The 25977-nt window shown below is 41.0% G+C and carries 22 protein-coding genes and 1 tRNA gene; 10 read left to right on the plus strand and 13 right to left on the minus strand.

Features of this window, described 5'->3' with window-relative positions:
• Positions 1–90: 90 nt before the first annotated feature.
• From R8P61_11875 to R8P61_11885, 3 genes are all read right to left on the minus strand, one after another.
• Positions 91–164 (minus strand) — tRNA-Ile (locus tag R8P61_11875).
• A 492-nt stretch (positions 165–656) separates the two neighbouring features.
• Positions 657–1037 (minus strand): LysM peptidoglycan-binding domain-containing protein, encoded by a 381-nt coding sequence (locus R8P61_11880; GenBank protein ID MDW3647757.1) that lies wholly within the window; start codon positions 1035–1037, stop codon positions 657–659.
• A 124-nt stretch (positions 1038–1161) separates the two neighbouring features.
• Positions 1162–2394, minus strand: a complete 1233-nt coding sequence (locus R8P61_11885; GenBank protein ID MDW3647758.1) for a peptidoglycan DD-metalloendopeptidase family protein — start codon at positions 2392–2394, stop codon at positions 1162–1164.
• Between the two features lie 162 nt (positions 2395–2556).
• Between R8P61_11885 and R8P61_11890 the strand changes: the two genes are divergently transcribed.
• Positions 2557–3570, plus strand: a complete 1014-nt coding sequence (locus R8P61_11890) for a rhodanese-related sulfurtransferase (protein MDW3647759.1) — start codon at positions 2557–2559, stop codon at positions 3568–3570.
• A gap of 1 nt (position 3571) precedes the next feature.
• Here R8P61_11890 and R8P61_11895 read toward each other — a convergent pair whose 3' ends face one another.
• A complete protein-coding gene (locus R8P61_11895) occupies positions 3572–6127 on the minus strand; it encodes a C25 family cysteine peptidase (protein MDW3647760.1) in 2556 nt (851 codons plus the stop codon).
• Between the two features lie 234 nt (positions 6128–6361).
• Here R8P61_11895 and R8P61_11900 point away from each other — a divergent pair, with 234 nt between their 5' ends.
• The 5 genes from R8P61_11900 (at position 6362) to R8P61_11920 (ending at position 10839) form a co-directional block, all read left to right on the plus strand.
• Positions 6362–7585, plus strand: coding sequence for a hypothetical protein (locus tag R8P61_11900; GenBank protein ID MDW3647761.1), 1224 nt, complete (start codon positions 6362–6364; stop codon positions 7583–7585).
• Positions 7586–7675: 90 nt separating this feature from the next.
• Positions 7676–8119 (plus strand): DUF3276 family protein, encoded by a 444-nt coding sequence (locus R8P61_11905; GenBank protein ID MDW3647762.1) that lies wholly within the window; start codon positions 7676–7678, stop codon positions 8117–8119.
• A gap of 138 nt (positions 8120–8257) precedes the next feature.
• Positions 8258–9214, plus strand: a complete 957-nt coding sequence (locus R8P61_11910; GenBank protein ID MDW3647763.1) for a T9SS type A sorting domain-containing protein — start codon at positions 8258–8260, stop codon at positions 9212–9214.
• A 61-nt stretch (positions 9215–9275) separates the two neighbouring features.
• On the plus strand, positions 9276–9968 hold the full coding sequence (locus R8P61_11915; GenBank protein MDW3647764.1) for an HAD family hydrolase: 693 nt from the start codon (positions 9276–9278) through the stop codon (positions 9966–9968).
• Positions 9969–10023: 55 nt separating this feature from the next.
• Positions 10024–10839 (plus strand): DNA/RNA non-specific endonuclease, encoded by an 816-nt coding sequence (locus R8P61_11920; GenBank protein ID MDW3647765.1) that lies wholly within the window; start codon positions 10024–10026, stop codon positions 10837–10839.
• Positions 10840–11021: 182 nt separating this feature from the next.
• Here R8P61_11920 and R8P61_11925 read toward each other — a convergent pair whose 3' ends face one another.
• The 4 genes from R8P61_11925 to azu all read right to left on the minus strand — a co-directional run bounded on the left by R8P61_11925 (position 11022) and on the right by azu (position 15255).
• The gene (locus tag R8P61_11925) at positions 11022–12611 is read right to left on the minus strand and encodes an amidase (protein MDW3647766.1); all 1590 of its coding nucleotides are present in this window, start codon (positions 12609–12611) and stop codon (positions 11022–11024) included.
• Between the two features lie 18 nt (positions 12612–12629).
• Complete coding sequence (locus R8P61_11930; protein MDW3647767.1) at positions 12630–13634, minus strand: NAD(P)-dependent alcohol dehydrogenase; 1005 nt, start codon at positions 13632–13634, stop codon at positions 12630–12632.
• Between the two features lie 80 nt (positions 13635–13714).
• The gene (locus R8P61_11935; protein ID MDW3647768.1) at positions 13715–14623 is read right to left on the minus strand and encodes a cation diffusion facilitator family transporter; all 909 of its coding nucleotides are present in this window, start codon (positions 14621–14623) and stop codon (positions 13715–13717) included.
• Positions 14624–14721: 98 nt separating this feature from the next.
• Complete coding sequence (gene azu / locus R8P61_11940) at positions 14722–15255, minus strand: azurin (protein ID MDW3647769.1); 534 nt, start codon at positions 15253–15255, stop codon at positions 14722–14724.
• 198 nt (positions 15256–15453) lie between these two features.
• Here azu and R8P61_11945 point away from each other — a divergent pair, with 198 nt between their 5' ends.
• Complete coding sequence (locus tag R8P61_11945; GenBank protein MDW3647770.1) at positions 15454–16635, plus strand: CaiB/BaiF CoA-transferase family protein; 1182 nt, start codon at positions 15454–15456, stop codon at positions 16633–16635.
• On the opposite strand, the gene R8P61_11950 is transcribed toward R8P61_11945, so the two are convergent.
• The gene (locus R8P61_11950) at positions 16624–16980 is read right to left on the minus strand and encodes a hypothetical protein (protein ID MDW3647771.1); all 357 of its coding nucleotides are present in this window, start codon (positions 16978–16980) and stop codon (positions 16624–16626) included. The two genes, R8P61_11945 and R8P61_11950, sit on opposite strands and share 12 nt — an antisense overlap.
• An 828-nt stretch (positions 16981–17808) precedes the next feature.
• On the opposite strand from R8P61_11950, the gene rbsK reads away from it, so the two are divergent.
• A complete protein-coding gene (gene rbsK, locus R8P61_11955; GenBank protein MDW3647772.1) occupies positions 17809–18729 on the plus strand; it encodes a ribokinase in 921 nt (306 codons plus the stop codon).
• On the opposite strand, the gene R8P61_11960 is transcribed toward rbsK, so the two are convergent.
• Genes R8P61_11960 through R8P61_11975 form a run of 4 tightly spaced genes read right to left on the minus strand, consistent with a single transcriptional unit; the run spans position 18722 to position 22136 of the window.
• Complete coding sequence (locus R8P61_11960; protein ID MDW3647773.1) at positions 18722–19861, minus strand: amidohydrolase family protein; 1140 nt, start codon at positions 19859–19861, stop codon at positions 18722–18724. The genes rbsK and R8P61_11960 overlap by 8 nt on opposite strands.
• Before the next feature lie 15 nt (positions 19862–19876).
• Entirely contained in the window at positions 19877–20590 is a 714-nt protein-coding gene (locus R8P61_11965) for a hypothetical protein (GenBank protein ID MDW3647774.1), read from the minus strand.
• The gene (locus R8P61_11970) at positions 20587–21288 is read right to left on the minus strand and encodes a hypothetical protein (protein MDW3647775.1); all 702 of its coding nucleotides are present in this window, start codon (positions 21286–21288) and stop codon (positions 20587–20589) included. Before R8P61_11970 ends, R8P61_11965 begins: the two co-directional genes overlap by 4 nt.
• On the minus strand, positions 21285–22136 hold the full coding sequence (locus R8P61_11975) for an ABC transporter ATP-binding protein (protein MDW3647776.1): 852 nt from the start codon (positions 22134–22136) through the stop codon (positions 21285–21287). Before R8P61_11975 ends, R8P61_11970 begins: the two co-directional genes overlap by 4 nt.
• A 112-nt stretch (positions 22137–22248) precedes the next feature.
• Between R8P61_11975 and R8P61_11980 the strand changes: the two genes are divergently transcribed.
• A complete protein-coding gene (locus tag R8P61_11980) occupies positions 22249–24717 on the plus strand; it encodes a PEP/pyruvate-binding domain-containing protein (protein ID MDW3647777.1) in 2469 nt (822 codons plus the stop codon).
• 35 nt (positions 24718–24752) lie between these two features.
• Positions 24753–25976: a zinc-dependent metalloprotease gene (locus tag R8P61_11985; protein MDW3647778.1), complete on the plus strand. Its 1224-nt coding sequence runs from the start codon at positions 24753–24755 to the stop codon at positions 25974–25976.
• Position 25977: the final 1 nt, after the last annotated feature.

Raw genomic sequence — 25977 nt, forward strand, 5'->3', positions numbered from 1 at the left:
GAATAGCGAAATATTTTGATATACGGAAAACCGTAGGTGGGGAAAAGAAAAATCGGTTTATGCATAGTGCATAAACCGATTTGTAGAAGGTGGGCCCACCCGGACTCGAACCAGGGACCACCTGATTATGAGTCAGGTGCTCTAACCAACTGAGCTATAGGCCCGATTAGGATGCAAATATAGATATTTTCTACGATTGCAAAACAGCTTTGTTATATTTTTTGAAGGTTTTTGTTTTCGATTCGGTTATTTCTCCTTTTATCTGTTTTGAATTCTGGTTAATTGCTTGTCTTTCCTACTTTTTGACAGCAAAAAGTAGGCAAAAACTGGCAAGATTTTAAAGCAGCCCCGCAATCCGCCCCGACCACCAAATCTTGCGGTCCAGCATAGGAAGAGGTGTTAGCGTGTTAGTATGTTAGCGTATAGGTGTAAGGAATACCTTTATCATCCTGCACCTTCCCTTCCATACCCATTACCTAAGCGGGTTGGCCCTGCAGAGCCCATCGGGAGAAGGGGCGGCATTGCGGCTGGCTTTGGGCTCTGCGATTTTTTGCCAAACTTTTTTCTAAAAAAAGTTTGAATCCCCACAAAAGAAAACACAAAAAGAGAAAGCCCGAATCAAAATTGATCCGGGCTTTCTCTAATCATTTATTTCCTTAAGGATTCGGAATAATCAATTCCTGTCCTGGATGAATCAAGTTAGGATCTTTCAGGATATGCGTATTCGCCTGGAAGATGTCATTGTATTTCATCGGATCACCGTAGATGGCTTTGGCAATTTTGCTCAAAGAATCACCACCTTTAACGGTATACTTTCCGTAGATCTCTGTGTTTTCTACTGCGATGTCAGCTTCAAGATCAGCAGGAGCGTCTCCTCCGATTTTCTTGATCTTATCCCAAAGCGCATCCTTATCCATTTGTGTAGCAGCTGTACCTTTGATCTTCAGTTTTCCATCAACCTCTTGTACATCACCGTCTTTAACACCAAGCTCTTCGCCTAGTTTGAGTACATCATTGTATTTAGCCTGTAAGCTCATAATTCTTTCTAAAATTTGTGTGTTAAACAATATCGTCTTCGGCTCAAGATATAATTAAAGTGCCAAAAATCACAATTATGATGGACAAGAAGCCCCAAGGTCACAGGGAAATGAAAATTCCTTGCTATTCCGTCCCTAAAGGCGCTTCTGCAGATGTCTTATCTACCAACAATTTCAAGCCTGCATCCTCCTGAATTGCATCCAGCCTGGCCAGCATTTTATCTCTATATGCCATAAAAGCCGTGCAGTATTCATCTTTGACCGGATTGGAGGAAGGAGGATCTACTTTGAGCGGGTCAACCGGAACGCCATTCTTGTAAAAACGAAAATCCAGGTGAGGCCCTGTTGAAAGACCCGTACTTCCTACATAGCCAATGATTTGTCCCTGCTCTACTTTAGTTCCAGCGCGTATATCTTTTCCGTAGCGGTACAAATGTAAATATGCAGTTGTGTAATTGCTGTTGTGGCGGATCTTAACCATTTTTCCAGCACCTCCACTATACGCGGCTTTTAATACCACTCCACTTCCCACTGCCAGGACAGGTGTTCCTCTGGGTGCCGCATAATCTACCCCATGATGAGGGCGGCGAATTTTCAATACAGGATGCAGCCTGCTATGTGAAAAACGGGAGCTAATTCGGGAAAACTGTAAAGGAGCCTTCAAGAAGGTCTTTCTCAAGCTATTTCCGTACAAATCAAAATATTCTCTGCCATCCCCCTGATTATAGGCGAAAGCATGTCGGTTTTTTCCTAAATGATAAAAAGAAGCCGCTTTGATCTCACCAAATCCTGCCTGCTGGCCATCTACTTCATAGGTAGTATATAATACCTTAAAGCAATCTCCGGCCTGTAAACCAAAGAAGTCAATCTCCCAGGCATATACATCAGCCAGTTTACTTACCAAAGCAGGAGTTCCTCCAGCTTCTAAAATCGCATTATACAGAGAACTACTGATCGTCCCACTCAGGCTCCTCTCCAGGGTATCCACAGGCCTTTGCCCATGTGAAATAGAAAGGGAATCAGAGAATTCCAATACCGTATAATCTATGGCATTGGGTTCATACACAAAACAGAGGGGAGTTTTGCTGGTATCCTTAGGTCTGATGACTGTATAAGGCTTATTGGCTTGCAGCCGCCTCACATCAAAATCCTCTCGGGGAACCTGGCCAATGGCGGCTATATAAGAATGAGGAACATTAAAACGGTTAAGCACTTCTCCCAAACTTTCATTCTTGACAAATTTTGCCCGAATGACCTCCATGGAATCAATTGTATATCCAAAGAGTGTTTTTGAAGAATGATTTGTAATTTTGTCCTCGGTTAAAGTAGAAGATGCAGCATGTTGGGGGGAATCCATCTTGCATGAATAAATCAGCAAGCATGCTAATAGCAAGACGGAAGAACGAAAGAGCAGAAGGCGGTGTCGCATTACTTTAGATAACTATGTTCAGATATTATGAACGTAGCGCGAAGATAGTAATTTCATTTTTCGAAAAAAACAGATTTACAGAAAGCAGGAATGGCACTATATAATAAAAGGAACGGAGAGGAATTGAAAGCAGAAATGCTCAATAGTACCGAAGAAAGGACAACCTTATCCTTTTATAGATACCGCAAGATTGAAGATCCTCATAAATTTAGAGATGATCTGTTTAAGGTATGGGATGAATTAGGAGTTAAAGGCCGTGTTTATGTAGCCTATGAAGGAATCAATGCTCAGATTAGCTTGCCTTCTGAAAATTTCGAAGCTTTCAAGACACATTTATACGGGATACAGGGTTTTGAAGGCTTAAGACTAAATATTGCGGTTGAGGACGATGGCAAATCTTTCTTTAAGCTAAAGATCAAAGTACGACCCAAAATCGTAGCGGATGGCCTGGATGACAGTAGTTTCGATGCAGGCAATGGAGGGAAACACCTCAATGCAGAAGAATTCAATCAGCTGACCAGCCAGGATGATACGGTGATTGTAGATATGAGAAATCACTATGAATCGGAGGTTGGGCATTTTAAAGGAGCCATTTTGCCGGATGTAGATACTTTCAGAGATTCTTTACCCATCGTAGAGGATATCCTGGATGAGCATAGAGAAAAGCATATCGTCATGTATTGCACAGGCGGGATACGATGCGAGAAAGCCAGTGCGTATTTTAAGCATAAAGGCTTCGAAAAAGTTTACCAACTGGACGGAGGCATTATCAAATATGCCCATGATGTAAAGGAGAAAGGCCTGGAAAATAAATTCCGCGGAAAGAATTTCGTATTTGATGAGCGTTTGGGCGAAAGAATCTCCGATGAGGTCATTGCCAGTTGTCATCAATGCGGCAAACCTTGTGACAGCCATGTCAATTGCAAGAACGTGACTTGCAACTTACTCTTTATCCAATGCGAGGAATGCGCCAGGGAAAATGAAGGCTGCTGTTCAGATGAATGCCAGGAGTTCATCCACCTTCCGGCAGAAGAGCAGATTCAAGCCCGAAAAGGTAAGGATTCGGGAATCCGAATTTTCTCTAAAGGAAGAATGAAGTCCTGATTTAGTTTCTAATCATCAGCTTTTGGCTTAGGCTTTTTCCCTCAATTTGAAACTGAATAAAGTAGATCCCCTCTACAAGCTTTTTATCCCGCAGATCAAAAGTAATAGTATGTGGTCCGGGAGCATTTTTTCCTTGAGAAAGGAATAAAGCTCTGCCCTGCATATCCAGCAATCGAATCTGTACATCTGCATATTCTTCCAACTCATAATTAAGGCTAAGTTGATCCTTTGCCGGATTTGGAAAAAGCTTGAGTCCAAGTGCTGCCAATTCCTCATCTACTGAAGTATTGTTTCCTGAAGCCGGAATCCAAAGCAAACTGGGGTCTCCCTGAAGATTGAACTGCAGGGCATGATTGACATATTGAATTCCACGGAGAGAATCCATGGAAGTTTTGATCGCTGTATTGATAGCCGTTCCCAATCTTGTATGATTGGCAGCATAAAGCTCCCGATACAAAAACTTGCCTAAATCTCTTAAAGGATTCAGATAAGCACTGGCTGAGGTACCTAAATAAGCAATTGCCCCTCGATTGGGTTCAACCATCCACCTTTCTCCAAAACTCCAGTCTCTGCTAAAATCGGCGCCATTACATCCCATCGCTATCATAACAGGATATCGACCATAGTTTTGATAGTCTGTTGCTTCGCCGATTTCAATGTCCTGGATATTAGCCGTTGAATGTCCGAAGAAATGAATCAGGCCCACGCCATTATCGATTTCATCATAACAAAGTTGATTGGGATCTGCACTGCTATCAATCAGGCAGAAATTATTGCTGCGCAAAGCATTTCCGCTGTCAAAGATATTTCTGAAATTTTCTAAAGAAGCACGAATAGCTGATTGTTCTCCCGCACTTGCTCCTCCTCCCAGAAAAACTGCCTTATGAATCCATGAACTATCAGCCGCCTGCTCGTATTCAATTACCTTATTCAGGTAGTTCATCCCGTCCTGATTGTTACGAATATTGACCCTGCCGATAGGAATTTGAGGAATGACAGAATCCCTGTCCGGAGCCTCCAGTTTACTCACAAAAATGTAATCACTGACCGGATTCCCATAAGAAGGAAGTAAATTTTCTGCCTGGTCTCTAATCTCATTTTTAGCATTTCCCCACAGCAATATATACTCAGGAGCCAATTGCCAATTATCTAAGGCATAATTGCAAAACCTCTGAATTGCCAGAGGACTTGGAGTACCATACCCAAACTCATCATAAATATTATCTACATAAACAATTTGAGTGGACAAGGAATTGATCGGATTGTTTTCCCGATAACTTTGATAGGATTCGGCTGATTGCTGGAGATCTCTATGAGTAATGATGACTAATTCTTCTCCCTGGGAGACATCGGATAGATTCTGAAATTGAGCTACAGAAATTGTAGCTGTATTGATTGATCTATCACTCGCTATATATAAATCTCTTTTCTCCGGAAAGCCTTTAACAATCACCTGCCCGGTATCCTGAGAAATAAGGCCTACATTCCGAATACCAGTTGACAGATCATATACAAATACGGTATCCCTGCCATCCAAGTCTTCGAATTGAAAATAGGCATCTGCATTCTTTTCCCAGGCAGAAATCTTCATATGAGACGCTCCCGCAAGATTCGGCAATCTGTTATAAGTCAAAGATGCTCTTGACAAATGATTTAGGTCTCCCGAAAAAAGCAGTGCTCTTAATTCCAGCTTCGTTTGAGGACCTATGAGTGTAGAAGCTGAGAGTTTTCGACTATATGATTTTTGATAAATGGAGGAAATATTGATCGTTGTATCCAAAAAGGGATTAGCAGTATCTCCGTTTATAGCAGCATTTACATGGTGCCGGGTTCGGGATCCCCCAAAAATCCGAAAATCAACTGCTACTGCAGGCGTATCGCTTCGGGCAGAAGGTGTATCGAAATTTAGAGATAATGGAGTCCCGGTTCCATATGCGGGTCCTAGATATCCTTCCCCTATCCCATATAAAGGGTTCAAGGTATAAAATGGCTCATAGGGCCCTCCTCCTCCTAATACTAAGCTCGTTTCAGATTTAGCAGGATCGAAAAGAATGAGCGACTCATACCTGAAATGTGGTTCTGCAATAAAGGCGCCATAGGCATCATTGAAATAGGTCTGATATCTAGAAGAGGAAGCTTGCTGATCCCAAGTCAGATAAAATACGGAGCTATCTGAAAAGAGGCTGAATTCCGGATGCGGCTGAAGGCCAGGATCTTTCCTTCCCTGCGAAGCATCCCGGTATAAACCTGCATCATCTTTTCCATCGAGGCGATCTGCAAAAAATTCTACTCCTTGTACTTCTCCATTGCTATTTTGATAAAGGAATATTTTCTGTTCCTCTCCTCTGAAATATAAATGGAAATTATCTGCGGGAATACTGCTTATATCAATACCGACAGCTTGAAACTCCTCCATATCTATGCGATAAATCCCTCTTTCTGCAGTTTCAATTTTGATATAGGTTTGATTCGGATTGATCCAGTCGTTGCCGTAATTCTGGGAAATTAGATTGTAAGAATACAGACAAAAAATGAGGGATAGGATCGTGTATTTCATAGTTCGAGGCTTTTATTGTGTGTTTGGGGAATGGAACTTTAATATAATTATTTGCTCAGTAGCGACAAAGTATTTGCATAAATAGGAGACTTAGCCAAGGATTCCCCGTTTTTGTTATCATCTTACTCAAAAACTTAAGGGTATTTTTTAGCTGTGTTGTAAAATAGGTGTAGCTTAATTCCGTTTAAAGAGTAGATGTGTAAATTTGCACTTGTATACCCAAGAACCAATTGTATGAAATTTTTTCAGTTAATTATTTGTTTAGGATTATGCTTCGGCATCCTGAATCCCACGTTTGCTGAACAGTCCCTGGAAGACATAGAAACAGAACTCGCCACCCTGGCAGAAGATATCCTTTTACACGATTCCCTTTCCTATAAAATCAAGCAGAATAAGAAATTTGCTACCCTTTTAAGGAAAACACTTCAAAGATCGGATAGCTACAATTACGAATTCAAAAAGTTAAAAACCATATCCATCCTGAAATCAGAAGATGATGCTTTCCGCATATTCACCTGGTTTATCGTGGACAAAAATTACCGTGAATATTATGGTGAACAGTTCCACTACTTCTTTGGCTTTGTTCAGCGCAAATACCAGGAAGCAGGAAATACAGAATATGTAGTTATTCCTTTACTGGAAATGAATCGAATACCTCAAGGAGTAGAAAATATGGTTCTGGACAATGGAAATTGGCTGGGAGCTCTTTACTACAAGCCTCAAAATGGAGATAAAATTCCTAATCTGAAGTTGAAATATTACGACAGACAATTGAGCAAAGGAGGTAAGCAAAAGAAGGTTAAAAAAGACTTCTATGTTTTGCTAGGCTGGAATGGAAATGACAACCGCAGCAATTATAAAATGGTTGAAGTCATGTCCTTTGATCCGGAAGATAAAAACCGGGTAATATTCGGGGCAGATGTTTTTTACTTCAGTGCCATTCCCAAATTCCGGGCGATTTTCAATTATTCTGAATATTCTCCTTTTAGCCTCAATTATAATTGGGTGAAAGTAGGTCCGGTTAAAAAAGCCAATATGATCGTCTATGATCACCTGGGAACTCCAAAAGGAAAGAAAGCAGAAATGAAGGAGGTATGGGAACTGGGTTCTGATGGTTCTCTGGATGGCCTTTATTTCTATAAACGAAAAGGCATCTTTGAATGGCATAGGGATGTTCGCTTAGCAGAGAAATATATCAGTAAGCAACATAGAAAAGCCATTGCAGAGGTAAGGGATAACAGAGATAGAATACAGTCAGACCGCAATGATGCGATTGACAGTTATACAGTGGATGGGAAAAAATTTGTGAGATCTGGAGAAAATGGAGAGAAAGTTGACCGATTGAGCAAAAAAGCCCACAAAGAATTCTTAAAGAAACAACGAGAACTCAAAAAGGCCGAAGAAGCGAAGCTCAAAGAGGCCGGAATCAAGCCAAAAAAGATAGAAAACAATAATTAGGCCTCCTATCCGAAAAAGTTTTTTGGGAGGTTCTACATAAATTCATATTTTTGGCTAGAAACATAAAAAACTAGGATAATAAAAGAAGCTATGCAAGGGAGAGATGAAGTGTACTCGGAAAAGATAAGGGCAGGAAAGAGAACCTATTTTTTCGATGTAAGATCGACGCGCTCCAATGATTATTACATCACGATCACAGAAAGCAAGCGTCGTTTTAATGGAAGAGGGTATGACAAGCACAAAATTTTCCTTTATAAGGAAGATTTTAACAAATTCCTCGCTTCCTTAAACAAAACCGTAGATCACGTAAAGACGGAATTACTTCCTGATTACGACTACGATGAGTTCGACCGCAAAAGAGAATGGGATTCTGAAATGGGAGAAGGCGAAAGCGGCTCCTCTGATTCAGAAACAGTAACACCCGTAGAAGAAGAAGTTGCAGCAGCTGCTGCAGAAGTTGAGGAGGAGGCAGCCACAGAAGAGGTTGAAGCCGATGATACTGAAACAAGCCTTTCCACCAGTTGGGAAGATTAAATACAAAAGCATACAATGCACGAAAGCTCTACCAATCGGTAGAGCTTTTTTTTATGCCCGGGAATAAACAAAGTACAAAGCTTGTCAAATGGGCAAATGACTCGCGAGGCCATTTCAACAACAAATACTTATTAAACAATGAAAGTAAATATTCTAAATAGCCTCATCATTCTGAGCCTGCTGCTCCTCACCGGAAACCTCAGTGCTCAACACAAAAAAGAAATGAATCCTGAGCAAAAAGCAGAAATGCAAACGCTCAAAAAGGAATTGAAATCCTATTCAGACAATAACATCAAGCCGGTAATTACCGCCCAAAGAAATAAATTGGATAGCTACCTAAGCAATTCTGAACAGAAGGAAATCGCTAGTTTGAGAGAAAAAACAAAAGCTCAGAAAATAGCTTCCAGGAAATTCAGAATGGAGTTGAGAGAATCCGGAGCAGGCAGAGGCGAGATGAGCGAAGAGCAGATGGCAACTTCCAGAGAACTTCGAAAGCAACAAAGACATTTGCATACAGAGGCATGGGCCATCGTTGATGCGCATGAAGATGAGATCAACAGCCTATTGGATGAACTCAAACCCAAGATAGAAGTGTGGAGGAAGGAAATGAGAGATATAAAGGCTAAGCATATGCCAGAAGGCAGAAGAGATAGAGGAGATTGGAATAAAATGGGCACAAGTCCGGGTAAAGAAAGAATGAAAAGAGGGGGACATTCTGGAAAAGGAAGAAGTGGATTCAGACCAGGACGTGGCGGAATGGGAAATATTTCTTCTCTTCGGAATCCAGTAGCCTTTCTCCTACATAGTCCTGAGGCCGATCTTCCTTTCGAAGAAGCAGCTTCCGAACTGAGTGTTTTCCCTAATCCTACTTCCGCTCCCAATAGTTTGAAGTTCGATTTGAAAGAAGCTGGCTCTGTCCAAATAAATCTGCTCGATAGCCAGGGAAATACGATAAAATCTCTGGTGAATGAAAAAATGGAAGCTGGAACCCACCTTAGGAAATTTGATTTAGGAGAACTGGAAGAAGGGGTGTACATCTATCAAATCAAAACAGCCACCGGAATAAGCACAAAAAAGCTAATAATTGAGAAGTAGATTATTAGGGTTTTATTGTAATCGTGATTAACATGGCAGAAGTTTTCTTCTGCCTTTTTTTATGCAAATATCTCAACTGGACATAGAGAAAGTACAAGCGATTTTATTCGATTTGGATGGAACTTTATATGATCTGAAAGCCATGCAGAAGATCATGAGAAAGAAGATTCTGTTCCATCTTCTCACAAAGCCCTGGAAGTGGAAGGAGATTCTGATTGTTTACTATTTCAGGAAGGATCGGAAGGATGCTGCAGGAGCTTATGTGCCGGATTTGAAAATTACGCAATACAGATGGCTGCAAAGGAGGTTTGACCTTTCCCTGAAAAACTTGGAGTCCATTATTGAAAAATGGATGTATGAGCTACCCGCCAAACAGCTCGCAGACTTAGCTTTTCCCAATTTGTATTCCTTCCTCGATGTCCTTAAAGCCAAAGCTATTCCTTTCGGCATTCACTCTGATTTGCAGATCGGGAAGAAACTCGAGTGCTTGAACATTCAACCCGACTGTCAATCCGATGCAACGGATGCAGACATAAATTCCTTAAAGCCACATCCGGGAGGAATTTTTGCTTTTGCAAAAAAGCTGGAAATCAAGGAGGAAAACATCTTGGTCCTGGGAGATAAAGAAAAATTGGATGGAAGAATGGCCCGAGAAGGGGGCTCCCTCTTCGTTCACATACAAAATCATAGAGCCAATCAACAGTATCAAATGCTTACAGATTTATTTGAGCAGAAAGTCGATCCTGAGAAATAATTATTTCAGCTTCTCCAAGCTTTCATCTTAATCGAATTTCCGTAAATTCGAGGCCATGAAGAACTTGCCAGAATTCCTCAATCTATATACAGTCGCTGCCTTCCTGTCCGGGATTTTTCTCCACTGGCTTTGGAGTACATACCTTTGGCCTTATCGACATAAAGTATATACCTGGATTTTTACCAAGCGAAATTATGATCGCCTGGGTGACATTACCAAAACTGATAAAGAACTCAATCGAAATGGGTATTCCCTGGGATATAGCTATCGATACAAAGCTCCCCTTTGGGTTTCTTATATCATCTCCAGGGCCTCAAAAAATATCGACTGGGAAAGAGATGGCGATTTTGAAGAAGATCAGGCTATCCCGGAAGAACATAGAGTAAAGCCCTCAGATTTTACGAATTCTGGCTATGACAAAGGCCACCTGGCCCCGAGTTCGGCCATCGACTTCAGCAAGAAAACCAATCGGGAAACTTTCCTGATGAGCAATATAGCCTTGCAGCATCCCCAACTCAATAGACAAGCCTGGCGTTCACTTGAGAATCAGGTACAGGATTGGGTGCAGGAAAGGGGAAGGATGTTCGTTGTAACAGGTCCACTATATGGAGATCGACTTTCAAGGATCAATGGGATTCCTATTCCCCGAACCTTTTACAAAGTCATTTACAGTCCCAAGCACATAAGAGGTATCGCCTTCCTTTTCCCAAACAAAGCTACCAAAGCCAGCCAACTCTGGAATCATGTCCTGGCCGTTTCCGAATTGGAGGAACTCTGCGGCTATAATTTCTTCCATAAATTCAGCAATAGAAAACAAAGACTGGCCAAAGAGCTTGATCTTGAATGGTGGCAGAATCCTTTTGAGGATTGAGTAGCTGAGGGGAAAAAATTTCACAAAGAAAAGCCTCAGAAGACTGTCATTGCGAACGTAGTGAAGTAATCCCCTTGTATCCAAATATTATTCATTTTCAAGGGGATTACTTCGCCGATGATAGCGGCTCGTAATGACAGCATTGCTGTATGTCAGTAAATAAAGTTCATCTCGATAGGGATCTATTGCTCCTTAAACTGAGGAACAATTCTTTTCTGAGTTCCCTGCTCAAAGGCATACGCAATCTCTATCAACAGAGGCTCTGTCCAGGCCTGCCCAAAGAAAGATAAGCCAACTGGCAAACCATCAATATCTCCCATAGGAACCGTAATATTGGGATAACCGGCTCGAGCTGCAGGCGTAGAACTTCCCAAACCAAAAGAATCTCCATTGATCCAATCGGTCTTCCAGGCTGGCCCACCTGTAGGAGCAATGATCGCATCTAGCTCATGCTCTTCCATTACCCGGTCTATCCCATTTTCCTGATAGGCCTTTTGCATGGAAGCTACAGCTTCTATGTAGGTTTCATCAGAAAGATCTCCCTTCTCAGCTGCCTTTATCACCAGGTCCTGATCGTAATACCTGAGTTCTATGGAATCCTTTTCATTGAACTCGATTAAATCATCAATGGTTTTGATGGGTGCATTTTCTCCCAATGAAGCAAAGTACTTATTCAGGCCATCTTTAAATTCATATAATAAGACATCAAAACTTTCTCTCCCCACATTGCTATTAGCGATTTGATCAATTTCAATGATTTCTACTCCCTGACTTTTGAGATACTCTATAGTTTCATCCATCAAGGCATCGACTTTAAAATTTCTCCCAAGAGGTCTTTTAAACAAGCCTATTCTTTTTCCCGTTAATCCATCTGCCTTAAGAAAAGTCGAATAGTCCGTATAGGATTTATTTTCACTTGCAGCCGTTTTACTGTCTGCTGGATCGATTCCCACCATGGTCCCAAGAGCGATAGCTGCATCTCTAACAGTCCTTGCCATAGGTCCGGGCGTATCCTGGGTAAATGAGATCGGAACGATTCCTGATCGACTAAGGAGGCCCACAGTAGGTTTGATCCCAACGATTCCATTGGAAGTACTGGGGCAAACAATAGAACCATTGGTTTCTGTCCCTATAGCAAACATGCATAGATTGGCGGATACAGAAGCACCTGAACCCGCACTTGAACCACAAGGGTTTCTATCCAGGAAATAAGGATTTTTTGTTTGTCCCCCTACTCCACTCCAACCGCTGGAAGACATATTGCCTCTGAAGTTTGCCCATTCGGAAAGATTGGCTTTCCCAAGAATAACTGCACCAGCTTCTCTGAGCTTAGCGGCTATGTAACTATCCTGCAAAGGCTTTGAGCCCATGAGCGCCCTCGATCCTGCAGTTGTACTCATTTTATCGTGGGTATCTATATTATCTTTAAGCAGAACAGGAATCCCATGTAAGGGGCCTCTTTTTTTGCCCTCCTTTAGTTCAGTATCCAATTCTTTGGCTATTGCTATCGCATCAGGATTGGTCTCAATCACTGAGTTTATCATCGGTCCATCCTTATCAATGGCTGCAATTCGATCCAGATAAGCCTGAACCAAATCCTGCACACTAAAGTCTCCTTTATCAAAGCCTTCCTGGACCTGATCAATGGTATATTCCTCAAAGGCAAAGCTTTGAGCTGCTTGACTTCCCCGGGAAGTTGATGCCGGGCCGGCACAAGCAAGAAGCAGAGATAGGCTTATTGCCAGCATTAAAAAATGGTGGTAGTTTTTCATAGCTAGTAGGGTTATGTTTTAGGCCTCAAGTACTATTCTAAATCGAGGTTTTCCGTTTCTCAAATGTTCCATTGCTTCATTTACATCTTTCATCTTAAACTTCTCTACCATGGGATGAATCTGATGACGAGCCGCGAAATCCAGCATGTTTCTGATAGAAGCAGGACTTCCTGTTGGAGATGCAGAAATGGATCTTTGTTTACCCATAAGAAGTCCAATACGAGCTGTAAGCTCAGGAGCTACCCCAACCATGTGAAATACTCCTTTCGGCCTGAGAGTTCCCAGATAGGAATTCCAATCCAGGGGTACATTGACCGTATTAAGGACCATATCCAGACTTCCTCTGATTTTCTTTAGGGCATCGGCATCATGGGTAGAAACAAAATTATGTGCTCCCAAAGTCCGGGCTTCTTCTTCCTTTTCAGGACTGGTAGAAAATGCAGTCACCTCGCAGCCCCAGGCTTTTAAGAAAGCTAGTGCCATATGTCCCAGGCCACCTATTCCAATCACTCCTACTCGATCAAGGGGACTGATATTATTTTGGAGAATGGGATTAAAAACGGTTATTCCCCCACAAAATAAGGGACCTACCATAGAAGCATCTAAATCTTCCGGAATGGGAAAGGCCCACATGCCCTGTACACGAACTTTATCCGCAAAACCTCCATGTCTCCCTGTTATTACTCCTAAAGAACTGGAACAAAGATTATGATCTCCTCCTACACATTGATCACAAGTCATACAGGTATTTGCAATCCAGCCTACTCCAACCCTTTGTCCAATCTCCAGATGTTTTACTTCCGGACCTTTAGCGATTACCTTACCCACAATTTCATGACCGGGCACCAGCGGGTATTGGGTAAATCTCCAATCATTGTTGAGCATACTCAAATCGCTGTGGCAAATTCCGCAGTATTCAACTTCTATATCAACATTATCTGAAGCTATTGGCCCCAGTTCATATTGAAATTCCTTTAACTCTTCTCCGGGACCGAAAGCAGCATAAGCATTAACCGTACTCATATAGGCTTGTATATTTTTAATAGGTGAATATTAAAACTAAGGCTGAGAAGTCAGAATCCCTAACATTTAGGCCGCTTAATTTATGAGCAATGGTTTTCTTTGCAGGCCTCAGATCTAAGTTCTAATTCAAGGGTTGCATGCTGTATTCCCATATGAAAAAGTTCATGTTTAATTTCTTCCTTAACGGAAGCCCATTTGCTGAGGTCTTTTTCCAGCAAGGCCACATGAGCGGTTAGTGCATTTTCGAGGCTACTGATGGCGCGAATGTGTAAGTGATGAATGCAAGCAATACCTTTCATTTGTTTCAACTTGCTTTTCACCTGCTGATAATCAATATGTCGGGGTACCCCATCAAGGAGCAAAACCCAACTTTCCTTGAGTAAGCTCCAACTGCTGAAAAGAATTACTCCAGCAATGAGTAAACTGATCAGAGGATCTATCCAAAGCCACTTAAAATAGTAGATCAAAAGGCCTGAAAGCACAACCCCAAATGAAACCAAAGCATCAGCAAGCAAATGTAAAAAGGCTCCTCGGATATTTACATCCTCACTGCCCAAACGAAAAAATAACCAGGCTGAAAAACTATTAATAATAATGCCGATTCCCGCTATCCAAACGCTACTCAATGCATCAATATTGAGAGGTGCTTGAAGGCGTTCAAAAACCTCATAGAGGATTCCGAATGCGATTGCGACCAATAAGAGTGAATTGAAAAACGAAGCCAGGAGAGAAGCTCTCTTATAGCCATAAGTCAGTAATTGAGTGGGAAGCTTCTTTGTAAGTTGATGAGCAGAAAAAGCAAGCAATAAACTTGCGACATCTCCCAGATTATGAGCAGCATCAGAAAAGAGCGCGAGGGAGTTGTATAGATAAGCGAATAAAAATTCGAGAAGGGTAAAGACCAGATTGAGTCCTATTCCTAAAGCAAAAGCCCAACTCAGTTCTGAAAACTGGGTCGGGCCGTGATGATGATCATGATGATGTCCCATAAATATCTTTCTAATTTTGGGACAAGATACATGCCTAAGGCTGCAAGTATGATGCAGGTACAACTTGCTTGCAGCTGCAATATCATTGCAGAAAGTCTTTATTCTACGATAAACTTCCCTTGCATTACCGCGAAGTGTCCTGGGAAGGTACAGAGGAAATCATAGGTTCCGGCTTCTGGAGTATCAAAGGTAATCGTTACTTCTTCACCTCCTCCGATCAATTTCGTGCTGGCGATAATTGCATCGCTATTTGCAGGAACATAATCTGTATCAATTGCACTCATAGCTTCTACGGCAAAAGCAGACAAATCCGTATCTGCTTTGAGCAGTACAAAGTTGTGTCCCATAACCTGCTTGGCCATAGAACCTGTATGCTTTAGGGTAAGGCTAACTGTACCACCTGCTTTTACTTTGATCTCAGATTGATCGTATTTCATTTGGTCATTAGAAGAAAGTACAACTACATTTCCGTCAGCAGAGGCGGGAGTTTCTTCCGCAGCAGGAGCTGCTCTCTCTTCTGAAGCCATTTCTTTCTTGGCCATTTCCTTAGCATCTTCTTTTGCCTCTTTAGCTCCACCTCCGCAGGCGGTCATGATGAAAGCCAATAAGGCGATGCTTGCAATCTTTTTCATTTTATTTAGTTTTCGATTTTTTAATAGGTTTCAAGTGCAAATTAAAACAAAGCCAAATTAGACACTACTTATTTGCAGAATTTTTCGGCCATTTCTTCCATTTTATCAAATTTTCAGTAGCTGCCTTAGCAATTCCGAAATCAAGCGCAAGGCAATGGATATTTTCATAGGTTTATAACTGATTAAAATACTAAAGAAATGGATCAATTGTTTTCTGGAATACGTGTGATAGAATTGGCAAATGTCTTAGCCGGCCCAAGTGTCGGCATGTTTTTCGCCGAACTGGGTGCTGAATTAATTAAGGTGGAAAATGTAAGGACCCATGGGGATGTAACTCGATCCTGGCGATTGCCTACAGAAACAAAAGAAGGAGATATCTCGGCCTATTTCACTTCGATCAATTGGGGGAAAAAGTCCATTGCCCTGGATCTAAAAAAAGAAGAAGGAAGAGAAATTGTATATAGGCTTGTGAAAAATGCCGATATGGTGATATCCAGTTATTTGCCAGGAAAGGATAAAAAGTTGGGCGTCGATCCTGAAAGCCTCCTTCAGGTCAAAAAGGATTTGATTGTAGGGGAAATTAGCGGCTATGGTCCGGAGATCCAAAAGGCAGCATTTGACGCAATTATACAAGCAGAAGCTGGTTTTATCTATATGAATGGAGAAAAGCAGCAAACCTACAAAATGCCTGTTGCATTGATGGATGTTATGGCCGGACATCAGTTAAAACAAGGCATGCTGCTAGCCTATATTCACAAACTTAAAACAGGAAAAGGAAGCATCGTCCATTCATCTCTGCTGAAGTCCGGCATTTCTGCTTTGGTAAATCAAGCGAGCAATTATCTCAATATCGGGCATATGCCAGAGCCCATAGGCTCAGAGCATCCCAATATTGTTCCATATGGGACGCAATATGCTTGTAATGACGGAAGCAAAATTATATTGGCTATTGGAAATGATGTGCAATTTAAACGCTTGTGCAATCACTGTCTGGGAGTAGCGGTTCCTGAATCCTTTCAAAGAAATGAGCAAAGGGTTGCGCAAAGAGCCGGCGTCCATAAATTCCTTTCCCATTTGATCAGTCAAAAATCACCCATAACACTGTTAGAAAAAATATCAGAACACAAAATACCTGCCTCTCGAGTTAGAAATATGAAAGAGGTTTTTGAAGATCAATTGACAGAGGATGTTTTGTTAAGGGGAGAACACTTCAAAGGAGTAAAAAGCATGATATCCGAAGGGAGCTTCCTCCCTTCGGATATCAATTTATCTGAACCTCCAAACTTATCAGAGCATGCCCAAGAGATCTTGAAAGACTTGAATTATTCTGATCAGAAGATTACAGAATTGGCAAATCAGCAAGTTATTCTATTGCCTTAAGCTTTTCTCTTCTTCCCCAAACTCTTTCAGGGAACTCAGGAGAATGCCTATGCCTCCAACGAAAAGGACCAGAATGATTATTAACTCCAGGGCTGTCATCCGTTCAAATCGAAAATGAGTATTACTTATGACTCCAAAGATCAGGCCCACCATAGAGCCTGCACTCAATAACCATCCGATGATGCTTTTTCCATCATAGAAGACCATCCCTATTCCTATCATGAATGGGATCATGATGATTCCTGAGCTAACGCCCATACCTCCAATATTGAATAAGGTATGTCCAAAGCCCCAACTACTGACCTGGATAGAGCTTAATAATAAGTAAGCTCCCCCAATTGTCATGATTATTCCGAGAAGAAATCTGGCTGAACCGCCTTTTGTACCACCTGCGCCCATATTATTTTTTGTGTTTTGTGTGTTGAATAAAAAATTTTATTGCTGGATTTGCAAATTATGATTGATAGTTGCGAAATTACAGCCAATTCATTCTAAAGACAGTTTGGGGTCGAATGAGTTGGAAAAATTTGTAGAAACAAAAAAAGAGCCCTTGCCTTCCACGGAACAAGAACTCTTGCCAAGCTTTACTATGTGTTTCTGTTTATATAGAGGGAGGAACTTTGTAATAGTTGGAAAATATCTTCGAAATTTTTCATTTTTTTCATTCTGGAGAGGTTTAAAATCTTTGTATGCTAAAAAATCCTAGACAAATGATATGGTTACTAACTTAAATATTCGTTATTTCATATCTGATTGAATGGTTATCCTAAAATAATTCTTATACGAAAAATATAAGGCATATGCCTTATCAACGATAAATAGATGTTAGATAGATCTTTGTTAGATCCCCGGGACGCTCGTCCTTGGGGGTCTTTTTTTGGGGGAGAAAATATTTAATAAGATTTAAGCCGTCGAAAGGATTATTTTTCATTCTACAAATCTGAATTTTATCCCTAAAAAACTACTATTTATCTATTCAGATAAACTTTTTTACCAAAATCCCTACATTCAAGGCCTACAAATCATATTTTCCATTCACAAAAACATTGTAATTTTACACATAAAGCATTGCATACCTATTGGTACTGTTTTAGATAAAAAACTAATTATCAGCTACTTAAAAAATTCAACCCTCTTTTCTTTTCATTCATTCAAACTCCTTACCTTTATGAAATGAGTTCTAAAGTTCTGGTAATTGGTAGTTCGAATGTAGATCTGATTATGCAGATAGACCGTCTTCCGCGCCCTGGTGAGACGATTACGGGTGGTGTATTCACCCAGGTAATGGGAGGCAAGGGAGCAAATCAAGCCGTTGCCGCGGTACGTGCAGGAGCTTCTACGGCTTTCATTTCCTGCCTGGGAAATGATGACTTCGGAAATAGCATGGAAGCAGCTTTCAAAAAAGATGGACTTGACATTAGTTGTATATCCAGAAGTAATTCTTCCTCTGGTACGGCCTTAATTAGCATAGACAAACAAGGGGAAAACTCAATCAGTGTTGCTCCGGGAGCAAATTTCGACCTAAGTCCTGATGACATAGATCGTGCAGAAGAACTTATCAATTCTGCGGAATTGGTTCTTTTTCAATGTGAGATCCATCCACGAAGCCTGGAATATGCCATTGATTTTTGCTATCAGCGCGGCAAAAAAATTTTACTAAATCTCGCTCCGGCCATTTCCCTGACAGAAGAAAGCCTGAAAAAGGTTGACATTTTGATTCTCAATGAAACTGAAGCAGAATTCCTCTCTGGCATGAAAGTTACTAAGCTTCAGGAGGCCCAGGAATCTGCACTTATCCTCAAAAAATACTCCGATACCATAATTATCACCCTGGGTACAAAGGGAGCTTATATTAACGGAGAAAGCTTTTCAGGGCATATTCCTGCCTTCAAGGTAACTGCAATCGATACAACCGCAGCAGGAGATGTTTTTTGTGGTGCATTTGCAGCAGCGCTCACTTCTGGTCTGAATCTGCAGGAATCCGTCCAATTTGCTGCAGCAGCCTCTGCCCTATCTGTTACCAAATTGGGTGCTCAACCCTCCATTCCCAAAAAATCAGAAATAGACACTTTTTTGTCAAATCAAACTATCTAATCTCAATTCCCTCACGGAAAATCTGTTTGGGCTGCTTTAGCTGCTCAAGATCTTCCAAAGGTTTGCCATCCACCAACATAAAGCTGGCCTGGGCACCTGCTTCAAGTTTTTGAAAGGAAGACAGATTAAAAGCTTTGTAAGCATTTAGGCTAGCAGCTTTTAAAGCATCTCCTTTGCTTAATCCAGATTTATGTAAAAGAATAATCTCATCAAATAAGGCTGTATCGTAATTCAAATTCAAATTGGGAGAATCAGTACCTGCTAATATGGGAATGCCTCTTCTATGTGCTTCTAGTACTTCTTCCATCATTTTTTCTATCCCCATATACTTATTCTCTATTCCTTGCTTCTCTCTTTGTTCGAATAAACTTTTATACACCAGCAAAGTAGGAACTATAAACAAATCCGCCTCTACCATAGTATCCCACTCTTCTTTTTCGGCCTTACGGTCAAGCCACATATGAACAAAACCTCCTATCCCTTGCTCGGCGAGGAGAGCGGCATCTCCTGCCTTTGAAACATGGGATACCGGCATCAAGCCTACTTCTCGGGCCGTTTTTATAATATCCGCGGTATGGGCTTCCGTTACAGTGGGTCTGCCAGGTTCTTTAAGGATTTTGATATAATCGGCTCCCTGAGCTGCGCGATCTCTTACAAACTGTTTTGCACTAAGTGTATCATTGATAGTAGGAACTGGAATTCCAAATTGGGTGCCATGTCCACCGGGCACAGTAGCTCCGGCATTAGATCCATAATAATGTGCATAATTCAGGGAATCATTAAAACGTCTCATGACATTGGCATAATAGTCGCTGCTATGCATATCCAGCAAAGCAAATACCCCTTCATTTAATGCTCCTTTTAAGTTCTGGGCAAACCACACATGAACATGCGCATTGACCAAAGGAGGAATTACCGTCTTTCCGGAACCTTTGATTAGACGATCCCCTACCCGCTCCGGTTTTCCTTTAGCAATTTTCAGGATCTTGCCCTTATGGAAAAGAACGTTCACGTTTTTATGAAGTTTCTCCCCGTCAAAGACATCTGTATTGACAATCATGGTTCTTTGTTCCTGGGCAAAAAGACTGGAAGAAATCAGGAAGAAGAAGAAGCAGTATACATATTTCATCATCACTTATTTACGGAATTATTGATAGTGTTTTTGAGTAAAGCGTTTAGTCAGAATAAGAATGATAGTCATACAAAATGCAAAGCCAAGAACTGCAGAGAATAAGACATCCAGATCCAGACTACTTTGATAAAGAAGCTGGAAGGGCCAAAAAGTTGGAAGGAATCCAAGAATGGCTTTGGTGCCGGGGAAGAAAAAGGCCAGCAAGGGAAGGTTGACAAAAAGGTTTATAATCTTGAACCAGGTAAGTCCCTGTATTTTATTTTTTGAAAGTATAGCCACCAGCAAACCAAGAATGGGAGCAATCAAAGCAGAGAGTATGCTCACCAGGATATTCTCAAATAAGCTTATCGAGATAAAAGACTGAAGACTCAACAAAAGGATATTAAACAGACTGGAATAAAGGACAGGAAAAGCAAGCCTTACCAACATAAAGGCAATCTTATTCAAGGGCAGTATGCCATAGACTTTGGCAACTCCTGTATCCTTTTCATCAATAAAAACCATGCAGTAAATAAATCCAAACATGGTTGAGCACTGCATCAAGGCCGCCATCAGAATGTAGACTGTATATTCGTCTACGATAGGGTATTTTTCTATTAAATAGGGAACCAATAAAAAGACAAGAAGCAATACGAGAATGGGAACTCCCAGAAATATCCGCAAAGCTGGATTTCTAAATATGAGTTTCACATCACTAAGGGAAGCCTGAAACAGTTTTTTAGTATTCATAATCCTCGTGCCCAGCGGCTTTTCATAAAACGATATAAAATCCCGTATGCCAATCCTAACCAAATCAGGCTGCGCAGGTATTCCCAAACAAACTGATTTGCCGTTGATTCTGTATCGTAAGAAGCTGTGATCAGCTTTAAGGGACCTTGTATAGGGAAGAATTCAAAAAGCTCACTATCAAAGAGTTGATAGTAGCCAATTAAAGGTAAACTCATAAGGATCAGCACGGGAATGGAACGAAGCAGAAACAAAAGGAATTCATTACTATAAACAGCTACTCCTATTCCCAGCATACAAAAAAGTCCGCTTGTGATAAATACTCCCAGAAAGAAATTGAGGATATTAAAATTCAGCCCCAAAACCGCAAAGGCCATCCCCAGCGCACAGAAACTACCAATCAGAGAAAGGGGAATAATACGGGCAAGCAAATAAATATGCAGACTCTGTGGACTTACTATCAATGCTCCTAAAATCAATTGCTTCCTTTCCATCAAAAAGCCCAATCCCATAAAGAACATACCGATGATGGCAGGGTCATTATAAATAAACAAAGTAAGCAAGCCATCCATATTGGGAAAGTCTTTCAATAGAAAGAAGATTCCGACATAGATCACAGTCACAGCTATACTAATCAAAATCAGATTATTTCTATGCAGGATTTTAAACTGCCATAAGATTTGTTGGAGTAGGATTTTCATGGGGTCAATGAAGTTCCGGTTACTTTGATAAATACTTCTTCCAAACTAGCTTCCTGACTTTGGATATAGGAAATTTCGCCTTGTTGAATAAAGGCCAGAAAGTCTGGATTTTGCCCCAGTCCTTTCATATTAAACTCGCCTTTTTCTCCACCGACCAGCCCTACTTTCACCATATTTTTTCCGTAGGCTTTTTTCAAATCAAAAGGTACATCTGTAATTCTTATCTTCCCCTCCACGATAAATGAAACCCTGTCACAAAGTTCATCAGCAGTCATCATATTGTGGGTAGTGATAAAAATTGTCTTGCCTCTGGACCTCAATTCTTTTATCAGGTCTTTGATCTTATGAGCATTTACCGGATCAAGGCCGGCAGTCGGTTCATCAAAAAAGAGTATTTCAGGATCATGCATTATAGCTCGCATAAAATTGAGCCGCATCTTCATCCCTTTCGAATAAGTCTCTACGCGATCATCCATACTTTCCCGCATGCCCATCAATTCAAACAATTCCTCTGCAGGGCGTAACTTTTCTTTGGGATAAAAAGAGCCAAATAATGCCAGGTTTTCCTTACCACTCAATTTTTGATAGTGATTGGGCAATTCAAATCCCACCCCTATTTTCTCAAAAAAGGTCTTGTCCCAGGCATTTATGTCTTTGCCTTCAATCTTTACATCTCCCCCAAAATCGCTTAGAATTCGATATAAAATTTTCTGAGTTGTACTTTTACCCGCTCCAGATGGTCCCAGAAAACCAAAAATTTCCCCTTTATCAATTTCAAAATCCAGGGCATGTAAAACCTCAGAAGATGAATTTGGGTACGTATATGAAAGTGATTTTGCCTGAATCATGAAATCTTTATTGATATTAAGTTAATAGTCTCAATTGGGAATTCAATATGAGGCTTCTATAGAATCGTGCAGCGATCAAAAGACTGATCTCGTTTTACAGATAATGAAAGCTTTGAAACTCGAACAAATACATATATACATTTTCCTCCTGGGCATTGCATTTTTGCTCAATTCCTCCACAGGCTTTTCACAATTGATTTATAGCGGTCATATCTCTGATGTGGCAACTACCAAAGATCTCCAGGAAGTAAGCATTACCAATCTCAATAGAGGCAATAGCGTTAGCTCTAATGCTTTTGGAAATTTCTTATTAAAAAACGGCGTTTACTATCCTGCCCCTCGCCCGGAGGACAGTTATTCATTTTTCCATAACTCCCTCATTTGGCCCTATGAACTCGATCTAGGAATCAGGATTTATACCCTGGATGGGAGAGAAATAGTAAAACAAGAACTCGATCCCTCTGCAGGTTCTTTTATTTTTCCCAGACTTGCCTATGGGATGTATGTCATTCAGGTCAGACAAGGCAAAGATTTTAACGCATATAAAGCATTCTCTAATTCCTCTCAAACCTTTATCGTAGATAAAAGGGCGGATCGAAGAGTGATAGATTCAAAAACGGGCAGGGATACCCTTTTGCTTGAAAAGGAAGGTTATTTCGACAGAAAGATTGTTATCCCACGGCAGGATACTATCATGGAATTGAAAATGATGAAGGGTTCCTATGAGAATCTGGATTATTTTACCGAGTTGATCGATCCTATAGCCTTTGAACTTATCCAAAGCAGTCCATCAAGAAGCAATGTCGGAGGTATTCAATCCGTGAAGTTTATCGATGATCGCAAAAGCGGGATTATGTATTATATGAATACAAAACTTCACAAACTCCACTTTAGCTTTGCTCAGGAATTTCTGAATTTCCGCCAGGGGAATGCCATATTTAACCAGACTCAATATCGGGAAGGACCAGAGCGGTATATGTATCCGGGCAGTATCAATTACTATGAAGAAATTGATAAATATGTTTTGCAGCTGGTTAGCTTGAATGAAATGAGCTGCGAGAACCTCAAGCTCATGTATGAGAATATTCTCAAAACTTCCTATTTCGGAGATAAGTTGGTTTTCTTTTCCAATAAAAGTGATTGGGATAATTGTGAGGGAATCCCCAAAATAAGTTTCGAAGAATTATATGCAGGCCAAAATTATCAGGCTCTGAATCTTGAAAAGAATTATGGATATCTGAATAAGCTTCGGCTGGCAGATTTAGAGGACACTTATCTGGGTAGACATGATATCGTTTTGCTGGATGGCATTCCCAATGATGTTTCTGTGGTCGCAGGGATTATCACTACCGAATTTCAAACGCCGCTTAGCCACATCAATGTACTAAGCAATAGCAGAGGAACTCCTAATATGGCCTTAAGAGATGGATGGGAAAATCCCAAGCTTGATAGCCTGATTGGGGAGCTGGTTTATCTAGAAGTACAGGCAGATTCTTTCATTATTCGAAAGGCAGATATAGAGGAAGCCATAAACTTTTGGAGTCAAACCGAGCCACAGGATACGGTTTATCTAGCCAAAAATACGACGACCAGCGGCCTGATTGAATTGAGAAATGCGGGATATGCAGATGTAGGTCTTATCGGAGGAAAGGCAGCCAACTTTGCAGAGTTGATGAAAATTCGAGTAGGAAGCAATCCTATTCCTTTGCCAGAAAATCCTTTTGCTATTCCTTTCTATTATTATCAACAGCATATCGAAGCAGCAGGATTGGATGTATTCATTCAGGATATGCTCAGAGATAATCGCTTTAATTCGGATCCGGCTTATAGAAAAGGACAATTGGAAATACTCAGAGACTCCATTCGCTCGGCCGCCCTCAATGCGACATTGCTTGAGCTTGTGAGAAATAAGATCCAGAATTTCGCTGAGTTTTCCTCTATCCGCTTCCGCTCCTCTACCAATGCAGAAGATCTGGAAGATTTTTCCGGAGCCGGTTTATATAGTTCTCATTCTGCAAAAAAGGATCATAACTCGAAAACCATAGAAAATGCCATAAGGAAAGTTTGGGCAAGCCTTTGGAACTGGAGAGCTTATGAGGAAAGGTCTTACTATAAGATCGACCACCTATCTTGTGCCATGGGAATTCTCGTACATCGATCTTTTCCCGATGAGGATGCCAATGGAGTTCTTATTACTCGCAACCTCTACAATTTCAATCATGGCTTTATCATCAATGTCCAATACAAAGAATATAGTATCGTAATCCCGGAGCCTGGCATACTCCACGATCAAATCATCCTCTTTGTCATGTCAAATGTTCCCATTCCAGGCGGAAGGTTCGCCATCGAATACCTCGGTTTTTCGAATGTGCCTGAATTGAATGGAGAAAGAGTTATGACAGATGCAGAATTGAATGAGTTGGGAGAATATGCTTTTGCCGTAAAAAGGCATTTCTATGACAATGTACCCAATAGCTGCAATTGCAATTTTGAGGACTTCGCCGTGGATATTGAGTTCAAAGTGGATTCAGAAATTAGTGCAAGGAAAGTTTATCTAAAACAGGCTCGCTTGTTTCGCTAAATGAAAATTCTTATCGATCTTTAGAAAAAGCCTCTATGCCTTACTTGCTCTTTATCATACTCACATCCTTTATTTCAATAAGCGCATTTGCCCAACTACCCAAAGATCAGATTCAATGTGGACTGGAGGTCGAACTCGCCAAGGGTTTTAAAACGGGCAGTGCTGAACTTTGGCCGAGTCAGATTATTCCCTACGATATTCTCTCTGATGCTGAACCGGCAAGAAATGCGATTCGGGCAGGAATTCTGGCTTTGAATGCTCGCACCAATGTCTGTCTGGTACCAAAAGGCCGTAGAGATGTAGGGGTTATCAAATTTATAGCCAGTAGTAATACGGTGAGCTCTTCCGGAATTGGGTACACGCCAAACGGAACAACCATCCGCATCAATATTCAGGGCGGGGGTTTCTCCGGAACTGTCATCCATGAGGTCATTCATTCTTTAGGATTCTGGCATGAACACCAAAGGCCCGATCGGGATGATTTCATAGATATCAATTTTGACAACATTCAAAATGATTTCAAGCATAACTTTACTGTCAGGGCGGGAGATTTAGTAACTCCTTATGATTTCACTTCCATCATGCACTATCCTCCCGGAGCGTTCAATATCAATAGCAATATTGCGGTCATAGAAGGAAAAAATGGAGAGCAAATAGGTTCACAGGGAGTACTTACTCAAATAGACATAGACGATATCAATTATTACTATCCTAAGAATCTTGATTGCGATTCCCTCTATGCTTTATTCCCTCCTATCCCTCGCTTCAATTTTGAGCATGAATATAGTGGATGGTGTAAGGGTTATAGGCTTAGTCTTAGCAATCAAACCACAAATCGAGAACTGTATGATTCATTTTGGGAGATAAAAAGCGGAGGAAGAGTTGTGGCAAGTGGAGAAGCTCAGGATACGACCTTTTTTCTAGCTGATGGAGAATATTCGATAGCTCTCATTATTTCGAACCAGAGCGGGAGTAATAGTAGCAATCGAGACATAAGCCTGGATTCTCAGGATTTGGGGATCCGCATTAGCCCGAATCCTGTTGGAGAAACTCTTCTATTTAGAATTGATGGAGATTTCTCTCGATTGGATTATAGCATTTGGAATCTGGATGGAAAAAAAATGCTGGAGAAAGAGTTGGTAAACTTCCGCTGTGAATCTCAGGAGGAAATTGACCTTCAAGGCATCGGATCGGGCATGTATTTCATAAAAGTACATGCAGGGGAAGAAGTACTGGTTAAATCTTTTCTCAAGCAATAAA

This window comes from Bacteroidia bacterium (genome assembly GCA_033391075.1).
Lineage (GTDB): Bacteria > Bacteroidota > Bacteroidia > J057 > J057 > JAWPMV01.

Excerpts from the sequence above, each read along its gene's own strand:
- R8P61_11880 (MDW3647757.1), bottom strand. The coding sequence starts at position 1,037 with ATGAGCTTACAGGCTAAATACAATGATGTACTCAAACTAGGCGAAGAG.
- R8P61_11885 (MDW3647758.1), bottom strand. The coding sequence starts at position 2,394 with ATGGATTCCCCCCAACATGCTGCATCTTCTACTTTAACCGAGGACAAA.
- R8P61_11890 (MDW3647759.1), top strand. The coding sequence starts at position 2,557 with ATGGCACTATATAATAAAAGGAACGGAGAGGAATTGAAAGCAGAAATG.
- R8P61_11895 (MDW3647760.1), bottom strand. The coding sequence starts at position 6,127 with ATGAAATACACGATCCTATCCCTCATTTTTTGTCTGTATTCTTACAAT.
- R8P61_11900 (MDW3647761.1), top strand. The coding sequence starts at position 6,362 with ATGAAATTTTTTCAGTTAATTATTTGTTTAGGATTATGCTTCGGCATC.
- R8P61_11905 (MDW3647762.1), top strand. The coding sequence starts at position 7,676 with ATGCAAGGGAGAGATGAAGTGTACTCGGAAAAGATAAGGGCAGGAAAG.
- R8P61_11910 (MDW3647763.1), top strand. The coding sequence starts at position 8,258 with ATGAAAGTAAATATTCTAAATAGCCTCATCATTCTGAGCCTGCTGCTC.
- R8P61_11915 (MDW3647764.1), top strand. The coding sequence starts at position 9,276 with ATGCAAATATCTCAACTGGACATAGAGAAAGTACAAGCGATTTTATTC.
- R8P61_11920 (MDW3647765.1), top strand. The coding sequence starts at position 10,024 with ATGAAGAACTTGCCAGAATTCCTCAATCTATATACAGTCGCTGCCTTC.
- R8P61_11925 (MDW3647766.1), bottom strand. The coding sequence starts at position 12,611 with ATGAAAAACTACCACCATTTTTTAATGCTGGCAATAAGCCTATCTCTG.
- R8P61_11930 (MDW3647767.1), bottom strand. The coding sequence starts at position 13,634 with ATGAGTACGGTTAATGCTTATGCTGCTTTCGGTCCCGGAGAAGAGTTA.
- R8P61_11935 (MDW3647768.1), bottom strand. The coding sequence starts at position 14,623 with ATGGGACATCATCATGATCATCATCACGGCCCGACCCAGTTTTCAGAA.
- azu (MDW3647769.1), bottom strand. The coding sequence starts at position 15,255 with ATGAAAAAGATTGCAAGCATCGCCTTATTGGCTTTCATCATGACCGCC.
- R8P61_11945 (MDW3647770.1), top strand. The coding sequence starts at position 15,454 with ATGGATCAATTGTTTTCTGGAATACGTGTGATAGAATTGGCAAATGTC.
- R8P61_11950 (MDW3647771.1), bottom strand. The coding sequence starts at position 16,980 with ATGACAATTGGGGGAGCTTACTTATTATTAAGCTCTATCCAGGTCAGT.
- rbsK (MDW3647772.1), top strand. The coding sequence starts at position 17,809 with ATGAGTTCTAAAGTTCTGGTAATTGGTAGTTCGAATGTAGATCTGATT.
- R8P61_11960 (MDW3647773.1), bottom strand. The coding sequence starts at position 19,861 with ATGATGAAATATGTATACTGCTTCTTCTTCTTCCTGATTTCTTCCAGT.
- R8P61_11965 (MDW3647774.1), bottom strand. The coding sequence starts at position 20,590 with ATGAATACTAAAAAACTGTTTCAGGCTTCCCTTAGTGATGTGAAACTC.
- R8P61_11970 (MDW3647775.1), bottom strand. The coding sequence starts at position 21,288 with ATGAAAATCCTACTCCAACAAATCTTATGGCAGTTTAAAATCCTGCAT.
- R8P61_11975 (MDW3647776.1), bottom strand. The coding sequence starts at position 22,136 with ATGATTCAGGCAAAATCACTTTCATATACGTACCCAAATTCATCTTCT.
- R8P61_11985 (MDW3647778.1), top strand. The coding sequence starts at position 24,753 with ATGCCTTACTTGCTCTTTATCATACTCACATCCTTTATTTCAATAAGC.